Here is a 16,296-nt window from a genome sequence, read left to right on the forward strand (position 1 = left end):
TATGAGGTGATGGCGCTATGAGCCAGGTTCACGACAGGTCCCCACGTGTGCCCCCCGATGGGGCCGCGGCGGTGGAAGTCAGCGGTATGACCAAGACGTTCGGTGACCGGATCGCCGTCGACGACGTGTCGTTCAGCGTCGCCCGCGGGGAGGTGTTCGGGTTCCTGGGCCCCAACGGGGCGGGCAAGACCACCACGGTCCGGATACTGGGCACGCTGATCGCGCCGACGTCAGGGTCGGCGGTGGTGGCCGGCATTCCGCTGGTCCCGGCCAATGAGGCGGAGATCCGCCGGCGCATCTCGATCATGCCCGAGGCGCCGGGCCTGTACCGGCGGCTGACGGTCACGGAGAACCTGGAGTACTTCGCGCGCCTCTACGGCCTGCCGGGCCGTCAGGCCCGGATCAGGGAGGCCCTGGACGCGGTCGACCTCGGTGACCGCGCGCAGGACCTCTGCGGCAGCCTGTCCAAGGGCCTGCGCCAGCGGGTGGCCCTGGCCCGTACGCTGCTCAACGACCCCGAGGTGATGTTCCTCGACGAGCCGACCTCGGGGCTGGACCCGGTGGCGGCGCACGAGGTGCACGGCCTGATCAACACCCTCCGGCAGCGCGGCGTCACGGTGTTCCTGACCACCCACCGGCTGGACGAGGCGGAACGGCTGTGCGACCGGGTCGCCATCATGAACACCGGACTGCGGACCATCGGCCGACCCGACGAACTGCGTCACATGCTCTTCAGCCGGTCGCTCGCCGTCACGACCGCCGCGCCGTTGGGCGACCCCGACCGGATCTTCGCGGGCCTGCCCGCCGTCGAGAGCTGGCGGGACGCCGGGACGCCGACCGCCGTCCCGGCGGGCGCTTCGGCCGCCACCCCGTCCGGCTATGTCGTGGCCGTGTCCGACCCCGCGCGGGCGGCACCCGCGGTGACCCGGGCGCTGGTCGCGGCCGGAGCCGACGTACTGTCGATCACCGAATCGCGGTACTCGCTGGAGGACGTCTACCTCGAACTGGTCGAGGACCAGGAAGGCGCGGCACGATGAGCATCAACGCGACCCGCATCGGTGCCGTCGTGCGCAAGGAACTCACCGAGTACCGGCGCAACCGCTTCATCCTGTCGACGATGGCGGTCCTTCCGGTGCTGTTCCTGATCTCGCCGACCGCCACCATCCTCTCCATCAAGGCCACCGCGTCGAGCTCGCGTCTGGATACCGCGGTGGGCTTCTCGCTGATGTTCCTGCTCCTGATCCCGCTGCTCATCCCCTCCACCATCGCCGCCAACGCGGTGGTCGGCGAACGCGAACAGGGGACGCTGGAGCCCGTCCTGACCACGCCGATCAGCCGCGAGGAACTGCTGATCGGCAAGGCGGTGGCGAACCTCGTTCCGGCGGCCGCCCTGGCGTACCTGATCTTCGGTGTCTTCCTGGCGATCGTGAGTATCGGGGCCAGTCCGGTGATCGCCTCGGCGGTGTGGCACGCTCCGCAGCTGATCGCCGAGTTGTTCTACATCCCGCTGCTGGCCGCCTGGGCGATCTGGGTCGGGCTGGCCGTGTCCACCAAGATGAGCGACACCCGAGTCGCCCAGCAGCTCAGTACGCTGGCCAGCCTGCCGCCGCTCGCCCTGATCGCGTTGATGTCGTTCCAGGTGGTCAAGCCGACGCTGACGATCGCCCTCGCCTTCGCCGGCGCCCTGCTGGTGATCGACTGCGCCGCCTACCGGGTCGTCGCGAGGCTCTTCGACCGCGAGCGCCTGATCACCGGAACCAAGCCCACAGCCCGCACTCAGTCCTCCAGGAGGCGTTGAGAGATGGTCATGAGACAACCTGACGGGACGGGGGTTCGGACCCCGGAATCGCCGGTGACCGAGCGCGTCGCGCGCTCGCTGGCCGGCGGGCCGGCGCTGGTCGTCGGCCTGGCGCTGGTGATCGGCGGCGCGGTGCTGGCCGCCTCCGGGGGCTCGGGGGCGAAGCCGGCCGGTCCGGTGCTGATCGCGGTCGGAGTGATCACGCTGCTGGGGCTGACCGCGGTCGCACCGGGGCAGGCCCGGGTGGTGTCGCTGTTCGGCCGCTACGACGGGACCGTGCGGGCCACCGGGCTGCGCTGGGTCAATCCGCTGACCAAGCGCCGCCGGGTGTCGACCCGGATCCGCAACCACGAGAGCGCGGTTCTCAAGGTCAACGACGCCGACGGCAACCCGATCGAGATGGCCGCGGTGGTGGTCTGGCAGGTCGACGACACCGCCAAGGCCGTGTACGCGGTCGACGACTTCGTCCAGTTCGTCGCGATCCAGACCGAGACCGCGGTGCGGCACATCGCCGGGCTCTACCCCTACGACGCGCGCGGCGAGGGGCAGTTGTCGCTGCGTCAGAACGCCGAGGAGATCACCTCGCGGCTGTCGGCGGAGATCACCGAGCGGGTCGCGTCGGCCGGCGTCCACGTGATCGAGTCCCGGATCACCCGGCTGTCCTACGCCGCCGAGATCGCGCAGGCCATGCTCCGCCGCCAGCAGGCCGACGCCGTGGTCGCCGCCCGCAAGCGGCTGGTGGAGGGGGCCGTCGGCATGGTGCGCCAGGCCCTCGACGACCTGGCCGACCAGGGGATCGTCGACCTCGACGAGGAGCGCAAGGCGGCCATGGTCAGCAACCTGCTCGTGGTGCTGTGCAGCGACCACGCCACCCAGCCGGTTGTGAACACCGGCACCCTCTATCAGTAAGCCCGACAGGTGACCGAACGCAAGAAGATCCTGCTGCGCCTGGACCCCGCCGTGCATGACGCGCTGGCCCGCTGGGCCGGGGACGAACTGCGCAGCACCACCGCGCAGATCGAGTACCTGCTGCGCCAGGCCCTGGCCCAGGGCGGACGGCTGCCGGGCAACGTCGGCGGCCTGCCGCGCCGCGGCCGTCCCCGCAAGGACGCCGCCCCGTCGGAGGAGGCACCGTCGGGGAGCGCACCCCCGGAGGGGGGAGACCTGGAGGGGGGAGACCCGGGCGTTCCCGTCGAACTGCCGGAAGACGATGGGCATTTCGGCCTGGAGTCGGACCCGGTCCCCGGCCGTACCGCCGACCTGCCACCCGATCGGGATCCGGAAGGGGACGTGTCCTGAACCGGGCCGGCCTCGCTCATTTGTATTGTGGGCTGTCATATGTCACATGGCTACCGTTAGGCTGCGGCGCAGCGCCGGCGGAGTGGAGGTCGTGACAGGTGGCAGGGGAACGGAAGCACGCACTCGTGGTGCGCGGAGGGTGGTCCGGGCACGAGCCCGTCGCGGCGAGCGACCGCTACGCGGCCGAACTCGCGCGGCGGGGCTGGTCGGTCGAGGTCTCGGAGACGCTGGACAGCTACCTCGACGCCGAGGCGCTGGCCCGTACCGACCTGGTGGTGCAGTGCTGGACCATGGGCGGGATCAGCGCCGCGCAGGCGGCCGGCCTCTCCGGGGCCGTACGGGCCGGAACCGGGCTGGCCGGCTGGCACGGCGGGATCGTGGACTCGTTCCGTGAGGAGACCGGGTACCAGCTCCTGATCGGCGGCCAGTTCGTCCACCACCCGCGCGAGTTCACCCGCTACCAGGTGCGCCCCACGGCGGCGGGCCGGGAGCATCCGGCGCTGGCCGGGGAGGAACCGTTCACGGTCACCACCGAGCAGTACTACCTGCACGTCGACCCCGCCGTGCTGGTGCTCGCGGACACGGTGTTCACCGACGACCCGGACGTTCCCGAGCTGGCCGGCACCGTCGTCCCGGTCGTCTGGGCCAGGACCTGGGGTGCCGGCCGGGTGTTCGTCAGCACGCTGGGGCATCGGCCGGCCGACCTGGAGCTGCCCGAGGTGGACCGGCTCACCCGAAGGGGGCTGCTGTGGGCGGCCCGCTGAGGGTCGGCGTCGTCGGCGCGGGAAAGATCAGCGCAGCCTACCTGCGGACCCTGGAACGGCTGGACAACGTCGCCGTCACCGCCGTCGCGGACCTGGACCGGGCCAGGGCCGAGGCGGCGCTGCCGCTCGCGCCGGCCGCCCGCGCCTGCCTGCCGGACGAGCTGTTCCGGGCGCGGGACGTGGACGCGGTGCTGAACCTGACCGTCCCCGCCGCCCATGCCGAGGTGGCGCTGGCGGCGATCGCCGCCGGAAAGCACGTCTACGGCGAGAAGCCGCTCGCGGCCGGCACGGCGGCCGCGCGCGGGCTGCTGGACGCGGCGGCGCGCGCCGGGGTGCGGATCGGCTGCGCGCCGGACACCGTGCTCGGCACCGGTCTGCAGACCGCGCGGGCGCTGCTGGACGACGGCGCGATCGGACGTCCGGTGGCCGCGACCGCGTTCATGGTCACCCCCGGGCACGAACTCTGGCACCCCGACCCGGAGTTCTACTACCGGCCGGGTGGCGGCCCGCTGTTCGACATGGGGCCCTACCACCTCACGGCCCTGGTCCAGCTGCTGGGCCCGGTGCGCCGGGTCACCGGGTTCGCTGCGACGCCGCACGGCACCCGCAGTATCGCGAGCGGGCCGAGGGCCGGCACGGCGTTCCCGGTGGAGGTGGCCACCCACGTCAGCGGCCTGCTGGAGCACGCCGACGGCGTGATCTCGACGCTGCTGCTGAGCTTCGACGTGTGGGCCGGACGGCTGCCGCACATCGAGGTCTACGGCAGCCGGGGAACGCTCGGCGTACCGGACCCGAACGACTTCGACGGGCCGGTCGAGCTCTACTCGGCCGAGACCCGGCAGTGGCGGCAGGTTCCCGAGGCCGGTGGCTACCGGGACGGCGCCCGGGGCTACGGCCTGGCCGAACTGGCTCAGGCCCTCGCCCAGGGACGGCCGCACCGGGCCGACGCCGAACTCGCCTTCCACGTCCTGGAGGTGATGGAGGCGCTGATGACAGCAGCGGGCGAGGGCCGGGCGGTCGAGGTGGAGAGCAGCTGTCACCGCCCCGCGCCGGTCCCGCTCGGGTCACGTCCCGACAGGTAGGCCCGCAGGTCCCGGGGCGTGATCCGGCCGCGCGTGGGCTGATCGGCCGTGCGGGCGGCGGGGGTCCTCGGCGCTGCGGGGACGCCCGGCGCTGCGGGGGTGGGTGTGGCTGGCGGACACTGGAGGCAGGAGTCAGCCGTGTCCCCGTGAGGAGGGGATTGCCGTGCGAACGGAACCGGTTCTGGACGCCGCCGTGCTGGAGACCTTGCTCTCCGCAGCGACTGCGGCGCCGTCGATCCACAACACCCAGCCGTGGCGGTTCCGGATGGAACCGCACAGCCGCACCGTCGAGGTGTACGCCGCGCAGGAACGGTCGCTGCCGCTGGCCGACCCGCAGGGCCGGGCGCTGTACCTGTCCGTGGGCGCGGCGCTGTGCAACCTGCAGGTCGCGGTGGCCCACCTGGGCTGGGACCCGGTCCTGCACCTGCTGCCCAAGGCGAGCGACCCCGATCTGCTGGCCACCGTCCGGCTGGCCGGGCCGCTGCGCACCGCCGTCGACCGCGGCCCGGACCTGTACGGGGCCATCGCGCACAGGCACAGCAGCCGGCTGCCCTTCGCCGGCGAACCGGTCCCGGACACCGTCCTGGGGGAACTCGTGGCGGCCGCCCGCAGCGAGGGCGCCGAACTGCAGCTGCCGGGGGATCTGGAGTCCACCCGCCTGCTCGGACTGACGGCCGACGCCGAGCTGCGGCGTACCGGCGACCCGGACCGGATCGCGGAGACCCGGTCCTGGCTGAGGGACTCCAACGAGGGGCCCTACGGAATCCCGTACACGGCCCTGGGGCCGCTGGACGCCGAGGCCCGCGTGCCGGTGCGCGACTACACCGGTCTGGAGCCCGGCCGGGCCCAGCCGTCGCAGCGGTTCGAGGACCATCCCCGCCTGCTGCTGCTCACCACCGCCGCCGACGGACCGGCCGACTGGCTGCGGGCCGGCCAGGCGCTCGAACGGGTCCTGCTGCTGCTGACCGCGCACGGGCTGGTCGCCCAGATGATGCACCAGGCCCTGGAGTGGCCGGATCTGCGCTGGCTGCTGCGCGACCCCTTCGCCGCGGGCTCGGCCCAGCCACAGATGCTGCTCCGCGTCGGGTACGGCCCCGAGGGTCCCGCCACGCCGCGCCGCTCGGTCGGCGAACTGCTGGCCGAGTCCGAGGCCCGTCTCGCCGGCCGCGAACCGGTACCCGGGTAGCGCGCCGCCGGCCGGGCCGCCCCGTTAGCCCGCGTCGGGGGCCTCGGTTCCGCGGAGTCTGCGGCTGACCTCGCCCAGCCCTGCGGCGACGTGGTTCAGCTGCTCGGGGGTCAGTGCGTCGATCAGGGCCTCGCGGACCGCCGCAACATGGCCGGGCGCGGCCATCCGCAGGACCTCCATGCCCTGGTCGGTCAGCTCGGCGAAGACCCCGCGCACGTCGCTGGGGCAGGAGCGCCGGAAGACCAGCCCGGCGCGTTCCAGCTGGGTGATCTGGTAGGTCAGCCCGCTCTTGGTGGTGACCAGCCGGTCGGCGAGTTCGGTCATGCGCATCGCGCGGCCCTCGGCGGCGGAGAGCTGGACCAGCACCTCGTACTGGGTGTGCGAGAGCCCCGCATCATCCTTGAGCTGCTGCTCCAGTCTGCGGGTCACCAGATTGCTGGCGGCCAGGAAGCTGATCCAGGCGGCTTTCTCCTGGTTGTTCAGCCAACGCGGTTCGTCCATGGGGGAAGCCTACTCCTGTTGTTCAAATTTGAATCTGAGTGTACTGTCGGCCAGGTCCAACTGGTTCAAATCTGAACCACGCCTGGAACGAGCGGAGCACTGATGTCGCAGAACCTTCCCGCCGCCACCGTGCGCACCCGGGTCCGGGTGCCGCTGCGCTTCGGCGACGGATACTCGGTCGATGCCGAGCTGGTCACCTTCCACGGGCTGGTCGACGGTGCCGAGCACCTCGCGGTCGTGCTGGGCGACCCGGGCGCGGAGAGCGCCCCGCTGGTGCGGCTGCACTCGGAGTGCCTGACCGGCGACGTGTTCGGCTCCGCCCGCTGCGACTGCGGCCCGCAGCTGCGCGAGGCGGTCGAGCGGATCGCCGCGACCGGCGGCTATCTGCTCTACCTGCGCCAGGAGGGCCGCGGTATCGGCCTGTACAACAAGCTGGACGCCTATGCCCTGCAGGACGAGGGCCTGGACACCTACCAGGCGAACGCGGCCCTGGGCCTGCCCGAGGACGCCCGCGACTACAGCGCCGCCGCCCAGATGCTGGCCGCGCTGGACGCGGACCGCGTCCGGCTGCTGTCCAACAACCCCGACAAGGCGGACCAGCTCACCGCGCTCGGCATCGAGGTCGCCGAGCGTGTCCCCACCGGTGCGCATGTCACCGACAGCAACCTGCGGTACCTCCGGGCCAAGGTCGAGCACACCCGGCACACCATCCAGCTCGCCGAGCTGGCGGGCTGACCGTCCCGCCCCGCCGTCGGGGAGGGCGGTCATCGGAGGGTGATCCGGGCGAAGCGTCCGGCCGTGTGCAGGTCGGCCTCGATCCGGGCAGCTGCCTGCCGGAGTGCGGGCAGTAGTGCGGTTCGGCACTCCTCCAGGCTGCGGCGGCCGGTGTGGGTGGAGAGGTTCGCGGCCGCCACCACCTGCCCCGTCCGGTCGCGTACCGGTACCGCGACCGAGCGAAGACCCTCCTCCAGCTCCTGGTCGACCAGGGCGTAGTCCTGCCGGTCGACCTCCTTCACCAGGGTCGACAGCTCGGCGGTCGAGGTGACGGTGTGCCGGGTCAGGGCGCGCGGCTCCGCCCGGGCCAGCCGGGCGTCGCGTTCCTGCGGGGGCAGGCCGGCCAGCAGGACCCGCCCCAGCGACGTGGCGTGGGCCGGGAACCGGGTGCCGACGGTGATGTCCACGCTCATGATCCGGTCGGTGGCGGCGCGGGCGGTGTACCGGATGTCGGTGTCGTCCAGCACGGCGAGTGAGGCCGACTCGTGGACCTGCTCGGCCAGCGCGGCCAGGTGGGGCTGGGCGATCTGGGACAGCGTCAGCCGCGAGAGCGGGGCGAAGCCCAGGGCGAGCACCTGCGTCGTGGGCCGGAAGTCCTTGCCGTCCTGGGCGACGTAGCCCAGGTGGTCCAGGGTGATCAGGGCCCGGCGCGCGGTGGCCCGGGGCAGGCCGGTCGCCTGGGCGACGGCCGTGAGCGGCAGGGCGGCCCGGCCCTCGCCGAAGGCGGTGAGCACGGTCAGGCCGCGGGCCAGGGATTCCACGAACTCCGGGCCCAGTTCCTGCTTGGAGGCCGCGGTCCACCCGGCCAGTGCGGCGGCGGGTGCGGCGGGCGGCGGTACCGGCGGAGGAAGTCGCAGTGCCTGCTCCATGGCCGCGACGGTCTCGCGCAGCGGCGGCAGTGCGGCGTCGCGCAGGGCGTCGGCGTCGTGCCGGCTGGTGTGGCTGACCACGCTCACCGCGCAGACCTGACGACCGGCCGGGTCGTGCACGGGCAGGGCGAGGGCGACCAGTCCGGGTTCGATCAGCTGGTCGTCCAGCGACCAGCCCTGCTCCCGCGCGTGGGCGGCGCGGGCCGGGAAGGTGTCCACACCCGCTCCGGCGCGCGGCGGGACGGCGGGGAAACGGCCGTCCTCAGGGTCGGCGGCGCGCTGTTCGTGCCAGCGGGTCCACCGGGACTCGGGCCAGTCCGCGGCGAACAGCGGGCCGGGGCCGGTGCGCTCGGCCGGCAGCAGGTCACCGATGCGGAAGCTGAGGGACAGCGCGCGCCGACGGGTGGCCTGGTGCACGAAACGCACGCCGTCGGGGTCGTCGACGGCGATGGAGACCGACTCGTCCAGGCGGTCGGCAAGCCGGTCGGCGTACGGGCCGAGCAGGCCGGGGAGGCGCGCCGCCGCCAGGTAGGCGTTGCCGAGCTCCATCAGGCCGGGGGTGAGCACCGCGTCGCGCCCCTCCAGACGCAGATAGCCCATCCGCTCCAGGGTCCTGACGATCCGGTCGACGGTGGAGCGGGCGAGCTCGGTGGCGCGGGCGAGGTCGCCCAGGCTCTGTCGGCCGCCCGCGTCGGTGAGTCGGCGCAGGACGGCGATTCCGCGGATCAGCGGGCCCACGGCTTCGGCGGGGGCGGCGCTGTCGGTGGGTGTGTCGCTGTCGGTGCTGGTCATGGGTGGCATCGGTTCTCTCGGCAGCTGGTGGCCCCACCGTAGTGAATCCGCGCCGGTGGGCTCGGTCGCCCCGGTCGCATGGGGTGGCGAGTTCCCCCGTTGACAGGCGCGGCCGGCGGCAGCAGACTCATCGCGAGCAGGAACTGAACCTTAGTTCATCAGGCGAACATCTGCGACAGGGCACCTCTCCGATTGGGACTTCTGCATGGACAAGGTCATCCCGACCGCCGCCGAGGCGGTCGCCGACATCGGCGACGGGTCGTCACTGGCCGTGGGCGGCTTCGGCCTCAGCGGCGTGCCGAACGTCCTGATCCAGGCCCTGTTCGCGCAGGGCGCGGGCGGTCTCGCGGTGGTGTCCAACAACTGCGGCGTGGACGGCGCCGGTCTCGGGCTGCTGCTGGCGGCGGGCCGGATCGCCCGGGTGACCGGCAGCTACGTCGGCGACAACAGGGAGTTCGCCCGTCAGTACCTGGGCGGGGAGCTGGAGGTGGAGCTGGTCCCGCAGGGCACGCTCGCGGAGCGGCTGCGGGCCGGCGGCTGCGGAATCCCCGGCTTCTTCACCCCGGCCGGTGTCGGCACCCAGGTCGCCGACGGCGGCCTGCCCTGGCGCTACGCCGCCGACGGCGGCGTGGCGCTCGCCTCCGCGCCCAAGGAGATCCGGCGGTTCCAGGGCCGGGACCACGTCCTGGAGCACGGCATCACCACGGACTTCGCCCTGGTCCGAGCGGCCCGCGGGGACCGGCACGGCAACCTCGTCTTCCACCGCGCCGCACGGAACTTCAACCCGCTCGCCGCCATGGCCGGACGGGTCACCCTGGCCGAGGTCGAGGAACTGGTGGAGCCGGGTGTGCTGGGGCCGGACGAGATCCACCTGCCGGGCGTCTTCGTCCAGCGGGTCGTCGAATTGACACCCGCGCAGGTCGCGGAGAAGGGCATCGAGCGGCGAACGGTCTCCGTTGCCGGGACGCGAGTTCCCGGGATCCGAGCGGAGGTGCGCGTCTGATGGCCTGGACCCGGAACGAGATGGCGGCCCGCGCGGCGGCCGAGCTGACCGACGGCAGCTACGTGAACCTCGGGATCGGACTGCCGACGCTGGTGCCCAGTTTCCTGCCGGAGGGCGTGGACGTGGTGCTGCAGTCCGAGAACGGCATCCTGGGCGTGGGCCCCTACCCGGACGAGGAGCAGGTCGATCCGGATCTGATCAACGCCGGCAAGGAGACGGTCACGGTCCGGCCGGGCGCCTCCTTCTTCGACTCCGCGATGTCCTTCGGGATGATCCGCGGCGGCCACATCGACGCCGCCATCCTCGGCGCGATGCAGGTGTCCGCCGGCGGTGACCTGGCCAACTGGATGGTCCCGGGCAAGACGGTCAAGGGCATGGGCGGGGCGATGGACCTGGTCCACGGCGCCCGCAGGGTCCTCGTCCTGATGGAGCACACCGCGAAGGACGGCTCGCCGAAGATCGTCCGGGACTGCACCCTGCCGCTCACCGGCAGAGCCTGCGTGCACCGGGTCATCACCGACCTCGGCGTGCTGGACGTCACGTCCGGGGGCCTGGTCCTGGTCGAGACCGCCCCCGGCGTCAGCGCGGCAGAGGTCGCCGCCCGAACCGACGCACCCGTGAAGCTCGCCGGCGCCTGAGCGCCTTGAGTGCACTGAGTAACTGAGTAACTGAGCAACTGAGCAACTGAGCAACTGAGCAACTGAGCAACTGAGCGTACTGAGCGTCTGAGCCCGTGTACGCCCGAACGCGGTGCGCCCGCGCGCCCGTGCGATGGCTGCGCGCCCCCGCCAGAGAGGAAGCAGGACAACCGCCATGACACTCACCCAGGCGGACATCAGCCGCGAGATCGCCGCCGAGAGCGAGGCCTACGCCCGGTCCGGGACGGTCCGGCACCATCCCTCCCGCGGCTACGCGCCCTACCGCAGCAGCGCGCTGCGCCACCCCCGCCAGCCGCTGATCGCGGTACGGGACCCTGACGCGGTCGAGCTGTCCGGCCCGGTCTTCGGCGTCACCGACGTCACCGAACTGGACGCCGACCTGACCCGCCAGCACACCGGCGAACCGCTCGGCGAGCGCATCACCGTCACCGGCCGCGTCCTGGACCGGCAAGGCCGCGCGGTCACCGGGCAGCTGGTGGAGATCTGGCAGGCCAACGCCTCGGGCCGGTACGCGCACCAGCGCGACCAGCACCCGGCCCCGCTGGACCCGCACTTCACGGGCGTGGGCCGATGCCTGACGGATGATCAGGGCGGGTACTCGTTCACCACCGTCAAGCCGGGCGCCTACCCCTGGCGCAACCACGCCAACGCCTGGCGGCCCGCGCACATCCACTTCTCGCTCTTCGGCGCGGCCTTCACCCAGCGCCTGGTCACCCAGATGTACTTCCCCGGCGACCCGCTCTTCCGCTACGACCCCATCCTGCAGTCCGTCACCGACGAGGCCGCCCGCGCACGCCTGGTCGCCGCGTACGACCACGACGTGTCCGTCCCCGAGCGGTCGCTCGGCTACCGCTGGGACATCGTGCTGGACGGCCCGTCGCCCACCTGGATCGAGGAGGGCCGATGAGCCTCCCCACCCCCGCGCAGACCGTCGGACCGTTCTTCGGCTACGCCCTGCCCTTCCCCGACGGTGGCAACGTTGCCGCCGCAACTGCCCCCGGCGTGATCACCGTGCACGGGCGCGTCCACGACGGGGCCGGCCGGCCGGTGCCCGACGCGCTGCTGGAGTTCTGGCAGTCCGGCCCGGAACACAGCCGACGGACTGATGGCGAGCGAGGCGCACGCGCCGGACGCCCCGGGTCGATGCGCCGGGACCAGGTCACCGGCGGGTTCCTGGGACGCGACGGCGTCGACTTCACCGGCTTCGGCCGCGTCGCCACCGACCCCGACGGCCACTACACGCTGCGCACCCTGCCGCCCGGGGACGCTCCGTACCTGTCGGTGTGCGTCTTCGCGCGTGGGCTGCTGCACCACCTCTTCACCCGCGCTTATCTGACCGACCATCCGCTGCACGGCGCAGACCCCCTGCTCTCCGCGCTGACCCCGCAGCGGCGGGCGTCCCTGGAGTGCGTGCGCGAGGACGAGAAGCTCCACCGCTTCGACATCCACCTGCAGGGGGAGAAGGAGACGACGTTCCTTGTCTTCGAATGAACCGCCTTCGAATGAACCGTTTTCTGAACCGTTGTCGAATGAACCCCACCAGTTGTCGCAGGCGTCCTCGGCCGAGGACGTCCGCTCCGACGACGTCGGCCTGCTCTCGCCCGTCTCGGCGGGCTCGGCCGTCGCCGCCGCGACCGGGGACACCGCGGTGCTGCGGGCGATGCTGACGGCGGAGTCCGCGCTGGTCCGGGCCCTGGCCGAACTCGGTCTGGCCCCGGCCGGGGTGGCGGAGGTCGTCGACGCGGCGGTCACCCGCCTCGACCTGCGCAGCCTGGCGCTGCGCGCCCGCGGTGGGGGCAATCCGGTCATCCCGCTGGTCGCCGACCTCACCGCGGCCCTGGCCGATGGCGACCCGGAGGCCGCGGCCTACGTCCATCGGGGCGCGACCAGCCAGGACATCCTGGACACCGCGATGATGCTGGTGGCCGTCGAGTCCCTGGGGCTGATCACCGCCGACCTGGAGCGCACCGCCGCCGCACTGGCCCGCCTTTCCGCCGAGCACCGCGACACCGTGATGCCTGGCCGGACCCTGACCCAGCACGCGGTGCCGACCACCTTCGGCCTCAAGGCGGCCGGCTGGCGGAGCCTGGTGCTGGACGCACGCGACCGCGTGGCCGCCACCCGGGCCGGTCTTCCGGTCCAACTGGGCGGCGCGGCAGGGACATTCGCGGCATTCCACGCTTACGCGGAGGCGGACGGGGCCGCACCCGGGGTGAGCTCCGACGCGGTGCCGGGGTCGGTCCCGGACCCGGGCTTGGGCCTGGACCGGGACCTCGGCCTGCGGCTGCTCGCCGCGTACGGCCGGCAGACCGGGCTGGCCGAACCGCGCCTGCCGTGGCACGTCCTGCGTACGCCCATCGCCGACCTCGGCGCGGCGCTGGCCTTCACCGCGGGCGCCCTGGGGAAGATCGCGGCCGATGTGCTCACCCTGTCCCGCACCGAGATCGGGGAACTGTCGGAGGGTGGCGGCGGCCCCTCCTCGGCCATGCCGCACAAGGCCAACCCGGTGCGCGCGACGCTGATCGCGGCGGCGGCCCGTCAGGTCCCCGCGCTGGCCGGGATCCTGTTCGGCTCGCTGGTCGCCGAGGACGAGCGCCCGGCCGGCGCCTGGCACGCCGAATGGCAGCCGCTGCGCGAGGCACTGCGGCTGGTCGGCGGCGCCGCCCGGCAGGCGGGTCAGCTCGCCGAGGAACTGCGCGTCCGTCCGGAGCGGATGCGCGCCAACGTCGATCTGACGGGTGGTCTGATCGTCACCGAGCGCCTCGCGGCGGTCCTCGGCGCCCTGATCGGCCGGGGCGAGGCCAGGTCCGCGCTGTCGCGCGCCTCGGCCCGCGCGGCGGAGCCGGGCCTCGACCTGCACGCCGCGCTGGCCACCGAACCGCAGCTCCGCGGGCTGCTCGCTGAGGAGGAGCTGCGCCGTCTGACCGACCCCGCCGGGTACCTGGGCTCGTCCGCGGCCCTGGTGGACCGCGCTCTTTCGGAGGCACCGTGACCAGCCCCGTCCTGCACCACCGCGTCGACGGCGCCCCGGACGCCGAGCCGCTGCTGCTCGGCCCGTCGCTGGGGACCTCGCTCACCGTCTGGGACCCGCAGGTCCCGGCGCTGGCCCGGAGCCGCCGCGTCGTGCGCTGGGACCTCCCCGGCCACGGCGGCTCGCCCGCCGACCTGCTGCCCACGGTGCACGGGGTCGAGGCTGCCGCGAACGGGGGTGTCACGAGCGAGGATGCCAGCGAGGGTGTCACGACCGAGAGTGGCGCCACCGTGGCCGACCTGGCCCGACTGGTGCTGGACCTCGCCGACTCGCTGGGTATCGGGCGCTTCGCGTACGCGGGCGTCTCGCTCGGCGGAGCGGTGGGTCTGTGGCTCGCGGTCCACCACCCCGAACGGCTGAGCTCGCTGGCTCTGGTCTGCGCCTCGGCGCACTTCGGCGACCCGGGCCCGTGGCACGAACGCGCGGCGCTGGTACGCAAGGAGGGGACCGGGCCGCTGGCCGACGCCGTCCGCGAGCGCTGGTTCACCCCCAACTTCACCGATGACACAGCTACCGCCGGCATGTCTACCGCCGACACGTCTACCGCCGGCATCGCCACAGCACTGGTCGACGACCTGCGGGCCGCCGACCCGGTCGGCTACGCGGCCTGCTGCGACGCCCTGGCCGGCTACGACCTGCGCGCGGATCTGCACCGGGTCACCGTCCCCACGCTGGTCGTCGCCGGACGTGAGGACCCGGCCACCCCGCCCGCGCATGCGCGGGAACTGGCTGACGGCATCCCCGCCGCGAGCCTGACCGAGGTCGCCGGGGCCGCGCACCTGGCCGGGGTCGAGCGACCCGGGCCGGTCCTGGCCGCCCTGCTGGACCAGCTGGCCGCTCCGGACGGCGGGGTCGGCGGGGATGGTGGGGACGGTGCGCGGTACGCCGCCGGGATGCGCGTGCGCAGGGCCGTGCTGGGCGACGCCCACGTGGACCGGGCGTCCGCCCGCAGCACCGGCTTCACCGCGCCGTTCCAGGACTTCATCACCCGCTACGCCTGGGGCGAGATCTGGACCCGTCCGGGCCTGGACCGCCGTACCCGCAGCTGCGTCACGCTGACCGCCCTGGTGGCCGGCGGCCACCACGAGGAGCTGGCCATGCATCTGTGTGCCGCTCTGCGCAACGGCCTGACCAGTGACGAGATCCAGGAAGTCCTGCTCCAAAGCGCCGTCTACTGCGGAGTCCCGGCGGCCAACGCCGCCTTCGCCATCGCGGACCGCATCCTTCGTGAGGAAGAGACCTGATGCAGCACACCACTGTCGGCATCGTCGGCGGCGGACCCGCCGGCCTGCTTCTCGCCCGCCTGCTGCACAACGCCGGGATCGACAGCGTCGTCCTGGAGAGCCGGGACCGTGCCTACGTCGAACAGCGCCAGCGGGCCGGGATCCTGGAGCAGGGCACCGTCGACGTACTGCGCGCGGCCGGTGCCGGGGCGCGGATGGACCGCGAGGGGCTGGTGCACGAGGGCATCGAGCTGCGCTTCGGCCGCCGTTCGCACCGCCTGGACTTCCCCGCGCTCACCGGCGGCCGCAGCGTGATGGTGTATGCGCAGACCGAGGTGGTCAAGGACCTGGTGGCGCTTCAACTCGCCGAGGGCGGACCACTGCTGTTCGAGGCCGAGGTCCGCGCGGTCGAGGACGGCGACGGCGGGCGGCCACTGATCCGCTACACCCACCAGGGCCGCGAGGCCGACCTGAGCTGCGACTACGTGGTGGGCTGCGACGGCTTCCACGGGGTGGCCAAGCACGCGTTCCCGGCCGGCGTGCTGCGCAGTTACGAGCGCGCCTACCCGTACTCCTGGCTGGGCATCCTCGCCGACGTCCCGCCCTCGTACGACGAGCTGATATACGCCCACTCGCCGCGCGGCTTCGCGCTGGGCAGCATGCGCTCACCCACCGTCAGCCGCCTGTATCTCCAGGTTCCCAACGGCACCGATCCCGCCGACTGGCCGGACGAGCGGATCTGGGACGAACTCGACGCCCGCTTCGCGCTCGACAGCGACTGGACCCTGCGACGCGGCCCGATCACCGCCAAGTCCGTGCTGCCGATGCGCAGTCACGTCACCGAGCCGATGCGCCACGGCCGGGTGTTCCTGGCCGGCGACGCCGCCCACATCGTGCCGCCCACCGGGGCCAAGGGGCTCAACCTGGCAGCCGCCGACGTGGTCGTGCTGGCCGAGGCGTTCGCCCGGTTCCAGGAGACCGGGTCGGCCGACCTGCTGGACGCCTACTCCGACACCTGCCTGCGCCGGGTCTGGCGCGCCGAGCACTTCTCCTGGTTCATGACCAGCACCCTGCACACCGATCCCGACCAGAGCCCGTTCGCGACCCGGCTGCAGCTCTCCCAACTGGACCGACTCGCCTCCTCCCGGCACGCCGCCGCCGAGGTTGCCGAGAACTACGCCGGACTCCCCATCGGGCCCACCGCCCCCACCGCCCCCACCGCCCGCTGACGTCAACGTGGTGCGTCCGGAGTGCCTGCCGCCGCGGGCACTCCGGACGTTGTGGGGCCGTGGACGTTGTGGGGCCGTGGACGTTG

General features: G+C 73.0%; 17 protein-coding genes. 15 read left to right on the plus strand and 2 right to left on the minus strand.

Annotated features, from left to right (window positions below; all coding sequences use genetic code 11):
- Positions 1-86 precede the first annotated feature (86 nt).
- The 7 genes from ABH925_RS01270 to ABH925_RS01300 all read left to right on the plus strand — a co-directional run bounded on the left by ABH925_RS01270 (position 87) and on the right by ABH925_RS01300 (position 6,129).
- Complete coding sequence (locus tag ABH925_RS01270) at positions 87-1,037, plus strand: ABC transporter ATP-binding protein (protein ID WP_370144694.1); 951 nt, start codon at positions 87-89, stop codon at positions 1,035-1,037.
- Positions 1,034-1,798, plus strand: coding sequence for an ABC transporter permease subunit (locus ABH925_RS01275; protein ID WP_370144695.1), 765 nt, complete (start codon positions 1,034-1,036; stop codon positions 1,796-1,798). The genes ABH925_RS01270 and ABH925_RS01275 overlap by 4 nt, the downstream gene beginning before the upstream one ends.
- Before the next feature lie 9 nt (positions 1,799-1,807).
- Positions 1,808-2,707, plus strand: a complete 900-nt coding sequence (locus ABH925_RS01280; protein ID WP_370144696.1) for an SPFH domain-containing protein — start codon at positions 1,808-1,810, stop codon at positions 2,705-2,707.
- 9 nt (positions 2,708-2,716) lie between these two features.
- The gene (locus ABH925_RS01285) at positions 2,717-3,097 is read left to right on the plus strand and encodes a hypothetical protein (RefSeq protein WP_370144697.1); all 381 of its coding nucleotides are present in this window, start codon (positions 2,717-2,719) and stop codon (positions 3,095-3,097) included.
- A 98-nt stretch (positions 3,098-3,195) separates the two neighbouring features.
- Positions 3,196-3,861: a ThuA domain-containing protein gene (locus ABH925_RS01290; RefSeq protein ID WP_370144698.1), complete on the plus strand. Its 666-nt coding sequence runs from the start codon at positions 3,196-3,198 to the stop codon at positions 3,859-3,861.
- Complete coding sequence (locus ABH925_RS01295; protein WP_370144699.1) at positions 3,846-4,943, plus strand: Gfo/Idh/MocA family protein; 1,098 nt, start codon at positions 3,846-3,848, stop codon at positions 4,941-4,943. The genes ABH925_RS01290 and ABH925_RS01295 overlap by 16 nt, the downstream gene beginning before the upstream one ends.
- A gap of 163 nt (positions 4,944-5,106) precedes the next feature.
- Positions 5,107-6,129 (plus strand): nitroreductase family protein, encoded by a 1,023-nt coding sequence (locus ABH925_RS01300; protein WP_370144700.1) that lies wholly within the window; start codon positions 5,107-5,109, stop codon positions 6,127-6,129.
- Between the two features lie 24 nt (positions 6,130-6,153).
- On the opposite strand, the gene ABH925_RS01305 is transcribed toward ABH925_RS01300, so the two are convergent.
- Entirely contained in the window at positions 6,154-6,630 is a 477-nt protein-coding gene (locus ABH925_RS01305; protein ID WP_370144701.1) for a MarR family winged helix-turn-helix transcriptional regulator, read from the minus strand.
- 102 nt (positions 6,631-6,732) lie between these two features.
- Between ABH925_RS01305 and ribA the strand changes: the two genes are divergently transcribed.
- The gene (gene ribA, locus ABH925_RS01310) at positions 6,733-7,365 is read left to right on the plus strand and encodes a GTP cyclohydrolase II (protein ID WP_370144702.1); all 633 of its coding nucleotides are present in this window, start codon (positions 6,733-6,735) and stop codon (positions 7,363-7,365) included.
- 29 nt (positions 7,366-7,394) lie between these two features.
- On the opposite strand, the gene ABH925_RS01315 is transcribed toward ribA, so the two are convergent.
- Positions 7,395-9,074, minus strand: coding sequence for an IclR family transcriptional regulator C-terminal domain-containing protein (locus tag ABH925_RS01315; RefSeq protein ID WP_370144703.1), 1,680 nt, complete (start codon positions 9,072-9,074; stop codon positions 7,395-7,397).
- A 196-nt stretch (positions 9,075-9,270) separates the two neighbouring features.
- Here ABH925_RS01315 and ABH925_RS01320 point away from each other — a divergent pair, with 196 nt between their 5' ends.
- From ABH925_RS01320 to ABH925_RS01350, 7 genes are all read left to right on the plus strand, one after another.
- Positions 9,271-10,068: a CoA transferase subunit A gene (locus ABH925_RS01320; RefSeq protein ID WP_370144705.1), complete on the plus strand. Its 798-nt coding sequence runs from the start codon at positions 9,271-9,273 to the stop codon at positions 10,066-10,068.
- Complete coding sequence (locus ABH925_RS01325; protein WP_370144706.1) at positions 10,068-10,706, plus strand: CoA transferase subunit B; 639 nt, start codon at positions 10,068-10,070, stop codon at positions 10,704-10,706. Before ABH925_RS01320 ends, ABH925_RS01325 begins: the two co-directional genes overlap by 1 nt.
- Positions 10,707-10,881: 175 nt before the next feature.
- Entirely contained in the window at positions 10,882-11,634 is a 753-nt protein-coding gene (gene pcaH / locus ABH925_RS01330) for a protocatechuate 3,4-dioxygenase subunit beta (protein WP_370144707.1), read from the plus strand.
- A complete protein-coding gene (gene pcaG, locus ABH925_RS01335; protein ID WP_370144708.1) occupies positions 11,631-12,218 on the plus strand; it encodes a protocatechuate 3,4-dioxygenase subunit alpha in 588 nt (195 codons plus the stop codon). The genes pcaH and pcaG overlap by 4 nt, the downstream gene beginning before the upstream one ends.
- 31 nt (positions 12,219-12,249) lie before the next feature.
- Positions 12,250-13,719 (plus strand): 3-carboxy-cis,cis-muconate cycloisomerase, encoded by a 1,470-nt coding sequence (pcaB, locus tag ABH925_RS01340; protein WP_370144710.1) that lies wholly within the window; start codon positions 12,250-12,252, stop codon positions 13,717-13,719.
- The gene (gene pcaC, locus ABH925_RS01345; RefSeq protein WP_370144711.1) at positions 13,716-15,002 is read left to right on the plus strand and encodes a 4-carboxymuconolactone decarboxylase; all 1,287 of its coding nucleotides are present in this window, start codon (positions 13,716-13,718) and stop codon (positions 15,000-15,002) included. The genes pcaB and pcaC overlap by 4 nt, the downstream gene beginning before the upstream one ends.
- Positions 15,002-16,210 carry a 4-hydroxybenzoate 3-monooxygenase gene (locus ABH925_RS01350; protein WP_370144712.1) on the plus strand — a complete coding sequence of 403 codons (1,209 nt, stop codon included), beginning with the start codon at positions 15,002-15,004 and terminating at the stop codon, positions 16,208-16,210. Before pcaC ends, ABH925_RS01350 begins: the two co-directional genes overlap by 1 nt.
- The last annotated feature ends 86 nt before the right edge of the window (positions 16,211-16,296 follow it).

It is taken from the genome of Streptacidiphilus sp. EB129, assembly GCF_041262645.1.
GTDB lineage: Bacteria > Actinomycetota > Actinomycetes > Streptomycetales > Streptomycetaceae > Streptacidiphilus.